Source organism: Cobetia sp. L2A1, assembly GCF_009796845.1.
Lineage (GTDB): Bacteria > Pseudomonadota > Gammaproteobacteria > Pseudomonadales > Halomonadaceae > Cobetia.
In genome coordinates, this window is sequence record NZ_CP047025.1 from 1405274 (window position 1) to 1419159 (window position 13886).

The window sequence follows — 13886 nt, forward strand, 5'->3', positions numbered from 1 at the left end:
ATCGATAGATCATCAGCATGCCCTTATCCTGCCTGCCGATATTACGTGTCACAAGCGGAAAGCATGGAAGGAGAGTGTTGTCGTTTCGACAACCAATGATGCTAATGCACTGAATTTTCTTGTTTTTTTCTTATTGTTTTGTAGAAGACGTAAGCAAGGGCAACGCAGAGCTGCTCGTTGGGCACAGGGTCACGTCGCGCCTGAATGACACGCGCCCCGTCAGCGATGGGCTGCGGGGCGCGGGAGGGTCGCAAGAGACATGAATGACCGGATGATGGCGTATATCTACACGATCACTGGTCAGTACAGCGTGCGGATTTTTTACCGCCGGTGGGGGGGCAGCCAAACCAGTTTTCGGTGGGCTTGGCTTGTCCTGTCGTGGCATGACGTCCGCCTTCGCTACCTTCCTTGCCGCCCGTGAGGCTTTTCTGTACCTGCTGCTTGGCCTTGTCCTTGTCCTGTTGGCTGGCGACTGGCTGAGAATCTTGCTGATAGTGCGCGTTGTTATCGTTCATCTTGTTTGCCGTACGGCTCGAGTTGCTACCGGTGGGCAGACCTTGTGAGGAATGCTGGCTAGTGGCAGTCCCGCTGACCCCTGCTTCGGTATCCATGCGGTCGGCGGCATTCGCCGGTGACAGTGTCAGGCAGCCGATTACCAGCAGTGCTGCGCTGAGGCTATACATGAACGTGCGCGCAGGCGTATATGTTGCCGCGAGAGAGGAAACCTTGTGAGACATGTCTGGAACTCCTGACGGGTCAGACTGCCGTTGTCACTTTCTTGGGGCAGCCCCGCTGACGAGGCGGATAGTGAAACGTTGTATAACGCAATCCTGCGTTGCCATATAGGGGTTATCGGGGCAGTCGGGGTAATTTCAACTCTGAGATATTTCCTGAGTGCTATCTCCGAGGTATTTTTGAGTGCTACTGCAGAGACATTTTGAGACTGGCCTTGAAGTTGCGCCATCTCGGGACAATGTCATGGGTACGGGGCAGCCGCCCTTTGGAGCTCCTCTCGGAGTTCTCTTTGGTAAAGGAGACATGCATGACGATCAAGAAAACCGGTTCCGCGCATTGGGAAGGTAGCGTCAAGCAAGGCAAGGGTACCGTCAGCACGCAAAGCAAGGCGTTGGATGCACAGCCTTACGGCTTCAATACGCGCTTTGAAGACGGTGCAGGCACCAACCCGGAAGAGCTGATTGGTGCGGCACATGCCAGCTGCTTCTCGATGGCGCTTTCGATGATGTTGGGTGAAGCAGGCTTTGAACCCACCGCCATCGATACTTCTGCGACAGTGCACCTCGACAAGGATGACAGCGGCTTCAGCGTGACGAAAATCGCACTCGAAACGAAAGCCAGTGTACCGGGTATCAGTGAGGCAGACTTCCAGTCAGTGGCTGACAAGGCCAAGGCAGGTTGCCCCATTTCCAAGTTGTTTACCGCTGAGATCACGTTGGCAGCAACGCTCGCGAACTAATTTACGCTTGAGTATGAATAAGCGCTCAGTGCTGAAAAGCCGCCCTACGGGGCGGCTTTTTCATGCATGGCGGATGCGTATGATTGCCTGATTCTGGATGCTCAAGGTTCGCTGCCTGATATTTCGTCCTCGGCAATTGCACCGGTATGCTGCATCGCATTACGACGCGATTGCAGGCGCGTCAGCGGTGTGCGCGTCGGTGTACGATACCAGCGGATATTCTCGCGAGAGCACTGCTCCAGTTCAGCGATGACCTGTGCACCCAAGAGCAGAATGATCGCGCCAATTTCTAGCCCGAGCAGTAGCACGATCAGTGTGGCGAGAGAGCCGTAGATGGCACCGATGAATGACAGATGCGTGAAATACCAACTCAGTGCCAGTCGCGTCAACTCCCACAGGGTCGCGGCGACCAGCCCGCCGACCAGTGCGCGCCGTGTCGAGACGCGCGTCTGAGGCAGAATCTTGTAGATGGCGCTGAAGAGGCCAAACATGCCGACGATGCTGATCACGTAGATCACCTCGCTACCGGCATCGCCCAGCGTCACCTCGATGCCCGTCAACAGTGTCAGGGCATCATTCATCGCGGATGCCAGTGCCACCAGCAGTGTCAGGGCCAGCAAGCCTGCGCCGAGCACCATCACGAAAGCGTAAGGCAGCAGGGCGGAGATCCAGGCGCTGCGCTTACGTATCACCGGATGCTGATGGAAGATCAGCGCGATGGCATCTTCCAGCATGCGAAAGGCCAGACCCGCAAAGAACAGCAAGCCCCCCATGCCCACCCAGCCAATCACTTCGCGGTTATCGAGTAGCTTGCGCACTGCATCGAGCAGAATATCCTCCTGCCCCGGGCCCAGGTGTTGTACCTGAATGGCGATGATGCTCATCAGGCGTGACTCATCCACCAGGTGGGTCAACATCACGCAGCTCAGTGCGAACAGCGGCACGCTGGAGAGCAGGATGTTGTAGCCGACACCCCCTGCGAGCAGTACACCGCGATTGGCGATGAACTGTCCCAGAACTCGCCAGGCAAAGGCGATCAGGCGTGGAAGAAAGCGCAACAGGCGTGCACTTAGGCTATCGACAGCAGCGTCCGACATGTAATGACTCCCCATGATTCAGTGGCGCGAGTGGCTCAGGACACACGATCCCCAGACTCGCGTCGACGTCGTTCGCTGGCACGGTGTTCTTTCCAGGTCGAGGCGGAATAGAGCGCCAGCCCTGTCCAGATCAGTATGAAGGTGATCAACATTGAGGGTTGCAGTGTTTCCTTGAAGATCAGCAGTGCGATCACGAATTGCATCGTTGGATTGATATACATCAGAAAGCCGACGGTAGCGAGGCGTAGCCGACGTGCCGCCCCCGCGAAAGCGAGCAGGGGCAGTGCGGTCAGTACCCCGCTGGACATCAGCAGTACGCTGGCGGGAACTCCCAGCGGGCCGATGTCGGTGGCCAGGAAGTGCGACTCTCCCGTGTGCCACAGGCTGCCGATCAACAGCAGCGCGATGGGCGCGAGCATCAGGGTCTCGACGAAGAGTCCCGAGAGGCCGTCGAGCGCGACACGTTTTCTGAGCAGTCCGTAGGTGCCAAAGGACAGTGCCAATGACAGCGTGATCCACGGTAGCTCCGTCAGACCGATGAGTTGCAGGCCAATGCCACCAGCCGCCAACAGCAAGGCCACGCCTTGAAGGCGCGTCAGGCGCTCCTTCAAGAACACCATGCCGAGAGCGACGTTGACCAGCGGTGTCAGAAAGTAGCCAAGGCTCGCCTGCAGCACCTCGTGTTGCTCCACCGCAAAGATATAGATGCCCCAGTTGACCGCAATCAATAATGAACACGCCAGCCCAGGCAATAACAGGCGTGGTTTGGCCAATGCAGCACGAATCGGAGACCAGCGCCTGAGCAGACTGATCAGGACGACCAGGAATAGGCAGCTCCAGAGAATACGATGCAGCAGTACTTCCCATGCGGGAATGCCGGAGAAAAGTGCAAAGTAGAGAGGGAAGCAACCCCACATGATGTAGGCGCTCAGGCCATAGCCGACGCCCTTGAGTTCCTCACTGCGTGCTTGCTGTAATTCAGTCTCGACTGTCGATGCAGACTGGCTCATGACGCCTCGCCTGATGTGTTGCGGCTCAGCGGCTGGCCGGCGATGTAATAGCCGGAGGCACTTAGTGCGATGAAAAAGGTTTCTGCCTGAGGGTAACCGGCGTCACGCATGGCCTGATCAATCGCCGCTGCACAGGCATCACGAACGGTCTGTCCGCGCTCGAACCACAGCACTTCGACAAAGGGGAAAGCATCGACCGTCTCGCCATCGAAGATATAGTGGGTCGCCACGCATTCCAGGGTGAATTCGTCACGTGCCGTCGTGGCCGCCTCGCTCAGCTGATCGATCAAGGCCCGAGAGACAGGCGCAAGGCGCGCAGGCGTGACGCCGTGGAAGCGAAGCTGTGGCATGTGAATCTCCTGAAGCGGGTGCTGTCATTGTCTTTGATGGGCCAGAAACCGAGGTTCACACCAAGATGAAGGTGCCGGGGACTGGCTGGTTGTTTGCCAATATATCATCGGCTTCTGATGCTCACACCCGCACCACTACGTGTCGCCATCTCTGCCAGGCACTTTGCTCGAGTGCCCTGATCAGAACTCTGCCAGCTACGATGCGTAAATGATAAGCCGACGAAGAAAAGCAATAGAGGGCTGATAGCGCATTGCTACTCACATCTGACGGCCACAGGCGGTAGAATGAGCGCATTCAAGGCCAGTGCCGAGGGAGTACAGCACCCTACAGGCATCGAACGTGATCAGGGAGGCAGCATGACAGAGACGATACAGGCACAGACGAAGCAGTCTCAATCATCGGCAATATCAGACAGGCAGTGTCTACGCGTGAGTCTGGTGCAGGCGGATCTGCGCTGGGAAGACCCTGCGGAGAACTGCCGTTTGTTGAATGAGCAGCTGGATGCTGCCGGTCTGATCGCTGGACCTGATGGCCGTAATGTCGTGACTGATTTGATCGTGCTGCCAGAGATGTTTGCCACTGGCTTCACCATGAACTCGCGCCAGATGGCCGAGCCGATGGCGACCAGCAGTAGCGTTGCCTGGCTCAAGCAGCAAGCCGTCACTCGTGGCTGCGTGATGACCGGCAGTGTTGCCATTCTCGACGATGAAGAATGCTACAACCGCATGCTGTGGGCCACGCCAGACGGGCAGGTGGCGCACTATGACAAGCGTCATCTGTTCCGCATGGCAGGCGAACATGAACGCTATGGCATGGGATATGAGCGAGTCATCGTGGAGCTTGAAGGCTTTCGCATTCAGCTCTCTGTCTGCTACGACCTGCGCTTTCCCACCTGGCTGCGTCAGCGGCCGGTGATCGGCGGTGTCAGTGAAGCAGAAGCGGCCACCGAGAGTGCTTTTGAGTATGACCTGTTGCTCTGTGTCGCCAACTGGCCCGGTGTGCGGCGTCATCCGTGGCGTACGCTGCTTCAGGCCCGCGCGATCGAGAATCTGGCTTACGTGGTGGGCGTCAACCGTGTGGGTGACGACGCCAACGGCCTGCATTACACCGGCGATTCCATGGTCTGCGATTTCAAGGGAGAGCCCATCCTCGACCCTGCGCCAGACCAGCCTTTCATCGAGACCGTGACGCTTGAACGCGCGGCGCTCGACGAGTTTCGTACCAAGTTTCCGGCGTGGATGGACGCCGATCATTTCACTCTGGAGGCCTGATGCGCCTGGACAAATTCCTTACCGAAACCACAGATCTTAGTCGCAGCGATGCCAAGAAGGTCGTGCACCGCGGCGATGTCACCGTGGATGGTGAGGTAGTCAAGAATACCGCGAGCGCCGTCAAGGATGGCATGCGCGTCGAATGGAAAGGCGAGCACCTTGAGCTGATGGGGATGCGCTACCTGATGCTCTACAAGCCGGCCAATGTCGAATGCACTACCAAGCCCGGCCTTTACGAGCGTGCGCATGACCTGATTGATCTACCCAATGTCGATCGCCTGAGCATTGTCGGCCGCCTGGATGTCGACACCACAGGTCTGGTGCTGATGACAGATGACGGCCAGTGGAATCATCGCGTCACCTCGCCCAAGAGAGCCTGTGCCAAGCGCTACCGCGTGACCCTGGCGCATCCGCTGGAAGGTGATGAGCTGACCAGCGCCGTGGCCGACTTTGACCATGGCCTGATGCTGGATGGTGAGGAAAAGCCGACCCGTCCCGCGCGTCTCGAGATGGAAACGGCCACCGTCGGCCTGTTGTGGATCACCGAAGGCCGTTATCACCAGGTCAAGCGCATGTTCGCGGCGATCGGCAATCACGTCGAAGCGCTGCACCGTGAAGCGATTGGGGATCTGGAGCTGGACCCTGATCTGGAACCGGGTGAATGTCGCTTCCTGCGTCCTGAGGAAGTGGCCAGCTTCTAGGCTTTTCTGCGACATGGGCTCTGTCATCGCATGTCGAGCCAAGGCATAAACGCCCCCGTCATCTTGACTGATGACGGGGGCGTTTGCGTTTCGCGGGTAAGGATGTACCTGCATCTCGTTAGTGACAGTGCCAGACAAGAGGTAATACGTAGTGTGTAGTAGCCTAAAGAAGCAGCATGAGATGGAATGCATTACCCGCTTATATATAATAAATAGGGAATATTTACCATGTCGACCCCATTACAGAAATCTCGCCGTATTGGCGCACTTCCGCTTCACCTGCTGCTGACGAGCAGTGGATTGTTATTGGCTTCACTCGCCTCCCCTGTTAGTGCGGCGGAGGATGCCAGCATAATGTTCGCGGCTCCGCCCTGGCCTGGCGTGACCATGAAAACAGAGATTGCCTCTGAGATATTCGAGGCATTGGGCTACTCCCCGAGTACACGTCAGCTAGGCGCACAGATTACTTACGAAGGTATGTCATTAGGTGAAGTCGACGTCTATCTCGCAGCCTGGCTACCGGGACAGAGCACCATGTACAACGCCGCCATGGAGAAGGATGCCATGGTCGATTTCGGTAACAACGTGAATGGCGCGCGGGCCAACTTCGCCGTGCCGCGCTATGTGGCAGAAGCCGGCGTCACGTCACTGAACGATGTCGACAAGCCAGAGTTTGCCGACAAGTTCGAGAAGACCATCTATTCCATCGAGATCGGCTCCGGTTCCAGCGAGATAGCCAATCGTGCGGTAGACGAGGACATCTATGGTCTGGGCGATTGGGATCTCAAGGAATCCTCCACGGCAGGCATGTTGGGCACTGTTGCCAATGCCATCAAGCGCGAAGAATGGGTCATGTTCGTCGGGTGGACGCCGCACTGGATGGGCATCGAATATGACATGGTCTTCCTGGATGACCCGAAAGACCTGTGGGGTCCGGGCGGCGGCGAGAGTGATGTAAGAACGCTGGCCAACAAGAAGTGGTCAGAGGCACACCCCAATGCCTCCGTATTCCTTGACCAGATAGCCTTCACCTCCGAAGAGCAGAGCGCGCTCATCTTCGGCTACGGCAAGGAAGAGCGTCCTCAGGAAGAGGTGGCGGGTACCTGGATGAAGGCCAATCCGGCCAAGGTCAAGGGCTGGCTTGACGGCGTGACCACGCGTGACGGCGAACCTGCCTGGCCTGCGGTGCAGGAAGCGCTGGGTCTACCGGATGCCTGATAGAGATGACAGCGTTACGGTAATGGCGTTGATCAGGATCTGCTCTGTCCTCTGATCCAGGGAATTGCCGCAAGACTCTGGAAATATGACCCTCGCCAAAGCCCGCTCTCGTAGCGGGCTTTTTCATGCCTTGGATATATCGGGTGCCAAGCGGAGCAAAGATCTCTAACTCACGCCATGCAAACTTTGCAGGGACACACAGAACAAGGGCGTGGTCGAGCACTGTGCCGCGATATCACCCTTGTCCTGAAACTGGTCAGCCGCCTTTGGATCGCCGGTAATGAGAGGTACGCGGCACCACTGGATATCTGCCTGACAGATACGCCGAGCATGATCAACATGTCGCTGAACGTATCTGATAGGCCTGCCTATAGGTAGGGAGAGGGTTGTCTGGCGAAGCGTGACTAATAGTTGCGCCTGGAGGACCAGAGTGCAGGGCAGGCCATGGCTGATGCTGATGAGCGGGTATTGCCCTGACTTCAGGACAGGCGACGCGAGTTGGCTGTCGTACGTTTATGGAGCGGTTTGATGAACTGCGTACCTGTCGTCCACCACGGCGCCACCTTGCCGCCCGTCATCGCACTGGACCATGCCTTCTGCATCACGAACCACATTTCCCAGCTCGCGGCGATCTTCTCCGACACCATCTTCTGGTTCTCGACGATCATCTTCGGGTCCAGTGGTGACTGAGTCCCCCACAACTGCGTGCGAGAAAAGATGGTCGACAGCGTTGTCGACCACAACTCCACCGATGTCGTCCCCAACTTCCAAACATCAAACATCGCTGCAGGTGTCGTCGGGACCATTGACTCGATTGTCATAATTTCAGATTGCTTGCTCATCAGTCTCTCCATCAATAGTGAATCACGTACTCAGTCATACGCCTGTTTTTGTTGCAGTGCAACATGAAGAGATGATGTACAACCAATCTTGACGTGATCACGAGCCTCGATTATCACCACTTTTCATATAAAACAATGAGTTATCGATAGAGGAGGCTGTGAAAACCGGAATTTTCCGTGCGTAGGCGGAAATTTCCCAGGGGAGTGGGGAAAGTGCGTTATCGAGGTTGTGGGCGATATCGTACCTGGTATCCAGCGTTATGGGATGTTGTGTATCAGTGAAATATGACAATAAAGAATAAGTCATGCGGTATTGCCCAGAAATTTACAGTTTTTAGTCGGCAGGGTGTCTGCGGCGATCAATGACTGGATGCAATGATAGTGTACCGTCTGTGCGACGCAGGATGTCGTTTAAGACTGACGATCTATACCCAAGTGAGAGTCAAGTCAGCTACTATGAGATTTCATGAAATTTCACATATTCGGGTTTGCGGTTGTTGACTGACTCAGCAGGACGTTGGTTCGTACGATTCCTGGACGGAGCTTGCCCTTATGCAGCGCCGTGCGGTAGCAATGCATATCGTTTTTATAGTGTAATGAAAAGTCACATACCCTTCATTGGTCATTTATTACAAAAATACATGAGTAGTAATACATTCTCAGCCCGTCCGTGGATTAGTATGTGAAGTTAGATATTAACAAGTATCTTAGGCTGCCCTTTTATATGCCGTGCCAGATCTATAAATATTATAGTTGTCGTATATGCAGCAGCTGTTAAAAGATAGCAATTATTTTTATTAAGTCAAGATCGCTACCTTGGTGATATGTATGAATCAAGAAACAAAAACTGAATTTGTGAATAGGTTTATGGATGTGCCTTTTAAATCTATTCAAGGTAAGTATTCCTTTTGTAATGAAACAGACAAAAAGGTACTGTTTAGCTTGGATGTCGGAGGCAATGAAGATAATGACGTTATCTTAAGTTCTGACTGGAGTCGTAATGGCTATGCGCACTCAGTTAAACATATTGACAAGATCGTAAGTCAAGGTTATGACCTTTTTGTGTTTAAAGTAAGAACTAAGTGTAGGGTGCCGGATGATCAAATTTCACAACGAAGCTATCCTTTGTTAGCCTCTTGTGAGCTCATCAAGCAATTTATTCAGGAAAGGCTTCATGGACATCAAGCTGCATAAGCAAGCGACGACGACACCGAAAATTCGTGCCGACATCCAAGCAGCTCCTGCCAGCATGACGAACAAAGATCTCGCTCGTCAGTTTGGGGTCAGCATCTCAACCATCCAGCGCTGGCGTTACCGTGATCATATCCAGGATCGCTCACACACACGCCATAACCTGCTGGCGACTCTGACCTCTGAACAGGAGGAGGTGGTCATCGCCACCCGCGAACTGATACGCCTGGGGCTTGATGATCTACTTGTCGTCGCGCGTGAATTCCTGAACCCCAAGCTGTCACGTTCCGCGCTTCAGCGCATGCTCAAACGACGTGATGTGCCGACTCTCGCCAAGCTGGCGCGGCGAGATGCGGAAGGGGACGAGAAGCCCAAACACCGGCCTTTCAAGGATTATGAGCCCGGATATGTGCACATCGATATCAAGCACCTTCCCCAAATGCCTGACGAAGATCAGAAGCGCTATCTCTACGTCGCGATTGATCGCGCCACTCGCTGGGTATATCTGGAGGTCAGATCAAGCCAATCTGCGAAGGACGCCCAGGCGTTCATGAAGCGGGTGAAGGAGAAGGCTCCCTTCACGATTCACACCGTGCTCACTGACAACGGCAAATCATTTACCGATCGTTTCACCGTGGGAGGTGAACGTAGGCCCAGCGGGCGCCATCTATTCGATCAGGAGTGCCAAAGCCATGGTATCGAACATCGATTGATCAAACCGGGAAGACCGCAGACGAACGGGATGGTGGAGCGCTTCAATGGCCGTATCAGTGATGTATTGGCGACTCGGCGCTATGACTCAAGTGAGGACTTGGAACAGACGCTTGAGCGTTATTGCTGGCTATATAACTACCACATTCCTCAGAAGGCACTACATCACAAGGCGCCAATCGCAGCGATGAAGGAATGGCAAGCCGAACGGCCGGAGTTATTCACTAAGCTCGTAGTTAATCAGACGGGACCCGACAACTAAGTATAAAGACGGTAAAACTATACCGGTTGGGTTTGATAAGGTAGTGGAAAAAAGAAAATTGGTTCGTGATGATGGAGGTTTATATCGTGCGACGCCTATTGGTTATATAGTTTTTGACGAGAGTATCGAAGCCCAAATACGTAATGACCTCAATCTGACCGAGACTGAAAAGTATCAGCTTGTAATGGCACGCCGTGGGCAAGGTCGTTTCCGGCAGGCTGTGGCAAACATTGAACCACGGTGTCGTATCACCGGTCTCGCTGACATGCAGCACCTTAGAGCTAGCCATATCAAGCCTTGGCGTGTGGCCTCAAACCTTGAGAGATTGGATGGACACAATGGTTTGATGCTGACGCCACACATCGATCATCTCTTCGATCAAGGTTATATCTCCTTCTCTGATGAAGGCGATGTTATCTTGTCAGCAAGTCTTGGCCAAGAAGCCGCCCAAGTTTTTGGGATATTTAATGGTCTGTCTACTGGTAGCTTCAGTGATATGCAGAAAGCTTATCTTGCATACCATAGAGATAATGTGCTGAGGATTTTATAGGTTAAGGAGGCATATCCACTGGTTTACCTTTATGAGTAAATAAACGATTAATGTTCATGCTCGCTTTTATGTTGTGGTGGTAAAAAGCTTTTTTTGAAGTTTTTCATGTTCAGAAATGTAATTCTCATCAGGCAGGATTCCATTATATAAGACCATCAGACGGAACTCGCCCCAGTGGTAAGCGTCGTGCGGTAGCCGTGTGATTGCATCAGTGAAGTCACGTACTCCACCAAAAGGATTTTAAAGGGTATGTTGGTTTATAACGCCACCAAGCAACAGTTCATCGACGATGTTCGGGCCAATGTTATTGCTGACGCCATCGAGAATGAGGTGTCACGCAAACTAAGCCGCAATTCGCCACGCAATGAGGTGGCCTCCTGGGAGAACTCCTTGCGCTTCATGATGAGCGTTCTCCTCGACGAGGGGATACCCGCTTCGGCAGGTGTGGCCATCGAATACAACATTCCGCTGACCAATCGCCGAGTGGACTTCATTCTGACCGGCAAGAATGATCAGCGTGAAGATTCTGCTGTCATCATTGAATTGAAGCAGTGGCAGACCGCTGAGGTGACGATGAAAGATGCCATCGTTCGCACTCAGCTAGGGGGCGGTGTGCGGGAGACCAACCATCCCTCCTATCAAGCCTGGTCCTATGGTGCGCTGATCGAGGACTATAACGAGACCGTCCGCAAAGATTCGATCCGGCTGGTGCCTTGTGCCTATCTGCACAACATGAAGCAAGGCAATGCCATCAATGACCCTTTCTATGCGAACCATACTAGCCGCGCTCCTGTCTTCATCTCACCGGATGCCTTGAAGCTCTCCAGGTTTCTGAGTCAGCACATCAAGTACGGCGACAGTAGCGACATCATGTATCGCATCGAGCACGGTGTGATCAAGCCAAGCAAGAATCTGGCGGATGCGCTCAGCTCGATGATGCAGGGCAATGCTGAGTTCTTGATGATCGATGAGCAGAAGCTTGTCTATGAAACCGCCGTGGATCTCGCTCACAAGGCTAGCAAAGGTCAGAAACAGTGCCTGATCGTCAAGGGTGGCCCGGGGACGGGCAAGTCAGTTGTCGCCATCAACCTGCTCGTCGAGCTGACGAATCGAGAGATGATGACGCAGTACGTGTCTCGCAACTCTGCCCCTCGTGAGGTCTTCAAAAAGCGTCTGACCGGTACGCGCAAGAAGACCCACATCGATAACCTGTTCAAGGGCTCAGGCAGTTATGTCAGTGCGGAGCCTGATACCTTTCATGCGCTGATCGTGGATGAAGCACATCGCCTGAATGAAAAATCCGGGATGTATCAGAATCTTGGCGAGAGCCAGATCAAGGAAATCATCTCGGCATCGCGATTTTCCATCTTTTTCATCGATGAAGCGCAGCGGGTCACGCTGAAAGATGTCGGGACGGTTGAGGAGGTCACGCGTCGGGCGGACGAATGCGGCGCCGAGGTGTATGAGCTCGAGCTATCCTCGCAGTTCCGTTGCAACGGTTCCGATGGCTACCTCGCCTGGTTGGATCATTCCCTGCAGATACGGACGACGGCCAATACCGATCTCGACGGTATCGATTACGAGTTCAAGGTATTCGATGATCCGTGCGAACTGCGCAAGGTGATTCTTGAAAAGAACCGCAAGGCCAACAAGGCACGGATGGTAGCGGGTTATTGCTGGCCCTGGGCGAGCAAGAAGGACAAGCACGCCATGGACATCGTCTTTCCCGAGTATGGCTTCGCCGCTCAGTGGAACCTCGATGACGATGGGATGCTGTGGGCGATCGCCGATGGATCAGCAGAGCAGGTTGGTTGCATCCATACCTGCCAAGGGCTCGAGTTTGACTACGTCGGCGTGATCATCGGAGACGACTTCGTGATTCGAAATGGTCGAGTCGTGACAGATGCGGCCAAGCGGGCAGGGCAAGACCGCTCGGTGCATGGGTACAAGAAGATGCTCAAGGAACAGCCAGATCAGGCTCGTGCCGTGGCGGATCAGATCGTCAAGAACACCTACCGTACGCTGATGACGCGTGGCCAGAAGGGCTGTTACGTCTATGCCACGGACTCGGAGACTCGCGAATACTTCTCAGCCTTTGCTCGTTCACAGGCCTCATTGGAGCATGCCGAGCTGGCTGAAGAGGCCGAGACGCTGGATGGCATGCACCTTCCTATCGTGACGCGTGATGAGGCCGCGCCGTTCGAGCGCCATGTGCCCGTTTACGATTTGAACATCGCCGCTGGCGAGTTCAGTGAGATTCAGATCGCAGAAGCCGAGCACTGGGTCGAGCTACCGGATCATATCCGTGTAAGTCCCGATCTGTTCGTCAGCCGAGTAGTGGGGGAGTCGATGAATCGGCGCATCCCCAACGGTGCTTGGTGCCTGTTCCGTGCCAATCCTGGGGGCACACGGCAAGGTAAGGTCGTCGTGGTACAGCATCGCGCCATCGAGGACCCGGACCACGGCGGCAGCTTCACTATCAAGCTGTATCAGAGCGAGAAGGTCGAGGAGTACGGCGAGTACGTGAACCAGCGCATCGTGCTCAAGCCCCAGACCAACGCCTTCGGTTACAAGGACATAGTGCTCGAGGACGAGCTTGAAGATTTGAAGGTCATCGGCGAATTCCTCTCAGTGCTGTAAGCGGGTGGGCGACCGGTTGGCTGTCTATCTATAGCGATGCTAGCTGGATAGCGGGTGGCAGAATCGTCATGCTACTCGCTATCCAATACCCAAATATCAGGTGAGTTCGATATGTCAGACCCGTTCAAGTACCTCCACGATGCGATGGAAGAGTTCTCCGCCGAACGTGACTGGGACCAGTTCCATTCCCCCAAAAACCTGGCCATGGCACTTACGGTGGAGGCAGCTGAGTTGCAGGAATGTTTCCAGTGGCTGACCGAGGCACAGTCCCAAGAGCTCGCTGAAAACCAACTGGCCGCCGTCCGTGATGAAATCGCTGACGTTCAGCTCTATCTGGTCCGACTGGCGGGCAAGCTAAACGTGGATATCGAAGCAGCTTGCCGGATGAAGATGGAGAAGAATGCGGAGAAATATCCCGCCGTGCAAGTGAAGGGAAGTGCGCAAAAATACACGCACTATCAGGATTGACGTGATGTGTGGCCGCTTAGTCCCCTGCAGCGGCCTTCTCTGCCTGGCTTCGTCCCTCAAGCTACCTCCCGTTGAACTCGGGCTCAAGCAGGGCCGAAGA

Annotated in this window: 14 protein-coding genes; 9 read left to right on the forward strand and 5 right to left on the reverse strand. The window is 54.5% G+C overall.

Translation table 11 applies throughout. The features are described from left to right. Nucleotides 1-293 precede the first annotated feature (293 nt). On the reverse strand, nucleotides 294-737 hold the full coding sequence (locus tag GQR90_RS06090; RefSeq protein WP_158773330.1) for a hypothetical protein: 444 nt from the start codon (nucleotides 735-737) through the stop codon (nucleotides 294-296). Between the two features lie 305 nt (nucleotides 738-1042). On the opposite strand from GQR90_RS06090, the gene GQR90_RS06095 reads away from it, so the two are divergent. Then, entirely contained in the window at nucleotides 1043-1474 is a 432-nt protein-coding gene (locus tag GQR90_RS06095; protein WP_158773331.1) for an OsmC family protein, read from the forward strand. A gap of 101 nt (nucleotides 1475-1575) precedes the next feature. Here GQR90_RS06095 and GQR90_RS06100 read toward each other — a convergent pair whose 3' ends face one another. Genes GQR90_RS06100 through GQR90_RS06110 form a run of 3 tightly spaced genes read right to left on the reverse strand, consistent with a single transcriptional unit; the run spans nucleotide 1576 to nucleotide 3931 of the window. After that, nucleotides 1576-2571: a YihY/virulence factor BrkB family protein gene (locus GQR90_RS06100; RefSeq protein ID WP_158773332.1), complete on the reverse strand. Its 996-nt coding sequence runs from the start codon at nucleotides 2569-2571 to the stop codon at nucleotides 1576-1578. 35 nt (nucleotides 2572-2606) lie between these two features. Further along, nucleotides 2607-3581, reverse strand: coding sequence for an EamA family transporter RarD (gene rarD / locus GQR90_RS06105; RefSeq protein WP_158773333.1), 975 nt, complete (start codon nucleotides 3579-3581; stop codon nucleotides 2607-2609). Then, nucleotides 3578-3931, reverse strand: a complete 354-nt coding sequence (locus GQR90_RS06110) for a DUF1904 family protein (RefSeq protein ID WP_158773334.1) — start codon at nucleotides 3929-3931, stop codon at nucleotides 3578-3580. Before GQR90_RS06110 ends, rarD begins: the two co-directional genes overlap by 4 nt. A 357-nt stretch (nucleotides 3932-4288) precedes the next feature. Between GQR90_RS06110 and GQR90_RS06115 the strand changes: the two genes are divergently transcribed. The 3 genes from GQR90_RS06115 (at nucleotide 4289) to GQR90_RS06125 (ending at nucleotide 7122) form a co-directional block, all read left to right on the forward strand. Next, complete coding sequence (locus GQR90_RS06115; protein ID WP_158773335.1) at nucleotides 4289-5203, forward strand: amidohydrolase; 915 nt, start codon at nucleotides 4289-4291, stop codon at nucleotides 5201-5203. Next, the gene (locus GQR90_RS06120; RefSeq protein ID WP_158773336.1) at nucleotides 5203-5904 is read left to right on the forward strand and encodes a pseudouridine synthase; all 702 of its coding nucleotides are present in this window, start codon (nucleotides 5203-5205) and stop codon (nucleotides 5902-5904) included. The genes GQR90_RS06115 and GQR90_RS06120 overlap by 1 nt, the downstream gene beginning before the upstream one ends. 228 nt (nucleotides 5905-6132) lie before the next feature. Next, complete coding sequence (locus tag GQR90_RS06125) at nucleotides 6133-7122, forward strand: ABC transporter substrate-binding protein (RefSeq protein WP_158773337.1); 990 nt, start codon at nucleotides 6133-6135, stop codon at nucleotides 7120-7122. Nucleotides 7123-7601: 479 nt separating this feature from the next. On the opposite strand, the gene GQR90_RS06130 is transcribed toward GQR90_RS06125, so the two are convergent. Then, complete coding sequence (locus GQR90_RS06130) at nucleotides 7602-7964, reverse strand: hypothetical protein (protein WP_233266451.1); 363 nt, start codon at nucleotides 7962-7964, stop codon at nucleotides 7602-7604. Between the two features lie 828 nt (nucleotides 7965-8792). Between GQR90_RS06130 and GQR90_RS06135 the strand changes: the two genes are divergently transcribed. From GQR90_RS06135 to GQR90_RS06155, 5 genes are all read left to right on the forward strand, one after another. Next, entirely contained in the window at nucleotides 8793-9158 is a 366-nt protein-coding gene (locus tag GQR90_RS06135; RefSeq protein WP_158773338.1) for a hypothetical protein, read from the forward strand. Beyond that, the gene (locus GQR90_RS06140) at nucleotides 9139-10128 is read left to right on the forward strand and encodes an IS481 family transposase (RefSeq protein ID WP_158773155.1); all 990 of its coding nucleotides are present in this window, start codon (nucleotides 9139-9141) and stop codon (nucleotides 10126-10128) included. The genes GQR90_RS06135 and GQR90_RS06140 overlap by 20 nt, the downstream gene beginning before the upstream one ends. A gap of 58 nt (nucleotides 10129-10186) precedes the next feature. Beyond that, nucleotides 10187-10678: an HNH endonuclease gene (locus tag GQR90_RS06145; protein ID WP_158773339.1), complete on the forward strand. Its 492-nt coding sequence runs from the start codon at nucleotides 10187-10189 to the stop codon at nucleotides 10676-10678. A gap of 249 nt (nucleotides 10679-10927) precedes the next feature. Then, entirely contained in the window at nucleotides 10928-13318 is a 2391-nt protein-coding gene (locus GQR90_RS06150) for a DNA/RNA helicase domain-containing protein (protein ID WP_158773340.1), read from the forward strand. Between the two features lie 111 nt (nucleotides 13319-13429). Continuing rightward, the gene (locus GQR90_RS06155) at nucleotides 13430-13786 is read left to right on the forward strand and encodes a nucleotide pyrophosphohydrolase (protein ID WP_158773341.1); all 357 of its coding nucleotides are present in this window, start codon (nucleotides 13430-13432) and stop codon (nucleotides 13784-13786) included. Nucleotides 13787-13886 lie beyond the last annotated feature (100 nt).

Excerpts from the sequence above, each read along its gene's own strand:
- GQR90_RS06090 (WP_158773330.1), bottom strand. The coding sequence starts at position 737 with ATGTCTCACAAGGTTTCCTCTCTCGCGGCAACATATACGCCTGCGCGC.
- GQR90_RS06095 (WP_158773331.1), top strand. The coding sequence starts at position 1,043 with ATGACGATCAAGAAAACCGGTTCCGCGCATTGGGAAGGTAGCGTCAAG.
- GQR90_RS06100 (WP_158773332.1), bottom strand. The coding sequence starts at position 2,571 with ATGTCGGACGCTGCTGTCGATAGCCTAAGTGCACGCCTGTTGCGCTTT.
- rarD (WP_158773333.1), bottom strand. The coding sequence starts at position 3,581 with ATGAGCCAGTCTGCATCGACAGTCGAGACTGAATTACAGCAAGCACGC.
- GQR90_RS06110 (WP_158773334.1), bottom strand. The coding sequence starts at position 3,931 with ATGCCACAGCTTCGCTTCCACGGCGTCACGCCTGCGCGCCTTGCGCCT.
- GQR90_RS06115 (WP_158773335.1), top strand. The coding sequence starts at position 4,289 with ATGACAGAGACGATACAGGCACAGACGAAGCAGTCTCAATCATCGGCA.
- GQR90_RS06120 (WP_158773336.1), top strand. The coding sequence starts at position 5,203 with ATGCGCCTGGACAAATTCCTTACCGAAACCACAGATCTTAGTCGCAGC.
- GQR90_RS06125 (WP_158773337.1), top strand. The coding sequence starts at position 6,133 with ATGTCGACCCCATTACAGAAATCTCGCCGTATTGGCGCACTTCCGCTT.
- GQR90_RS06130 (WP_233266451.1), bottom strand. The coding sequence starts at position 7,964 with ATGAGCAAGCAATCTGAAATTATGACAATCGAGTCAATGGTCCCGACG.
- GQR90_RS06135 (WP_158773338.1), top strand. The coding sequence starts at position 8,793 with ATGAATCAAGAAACAAAAACTGAATTTGTGAATAGGTTTATGGATGTG.
- GQR90_RS06140 (WP_158773155.1), top strand. The coding sequence starts at position 9,139 with ATGGACATCAAGCTGCATAAGCAAGCGACGACGACACCGAAAATTCGT.
- GQR90_RS06150 (WP_158773340.1), top strand. The coding sequence starts at position 10,928 with ATGTTGGTTTATAACGCCACCAAGCAACAGTTCATCGACGATGTTCGG.
- GQR90_RS06155 (WP_158773341.1), top strand. The coding sequence starts at position 13,430 with ATGTCAGACCCGTTCAAGTACCTCCACGATGCGATGGAAGAGTTCTCC.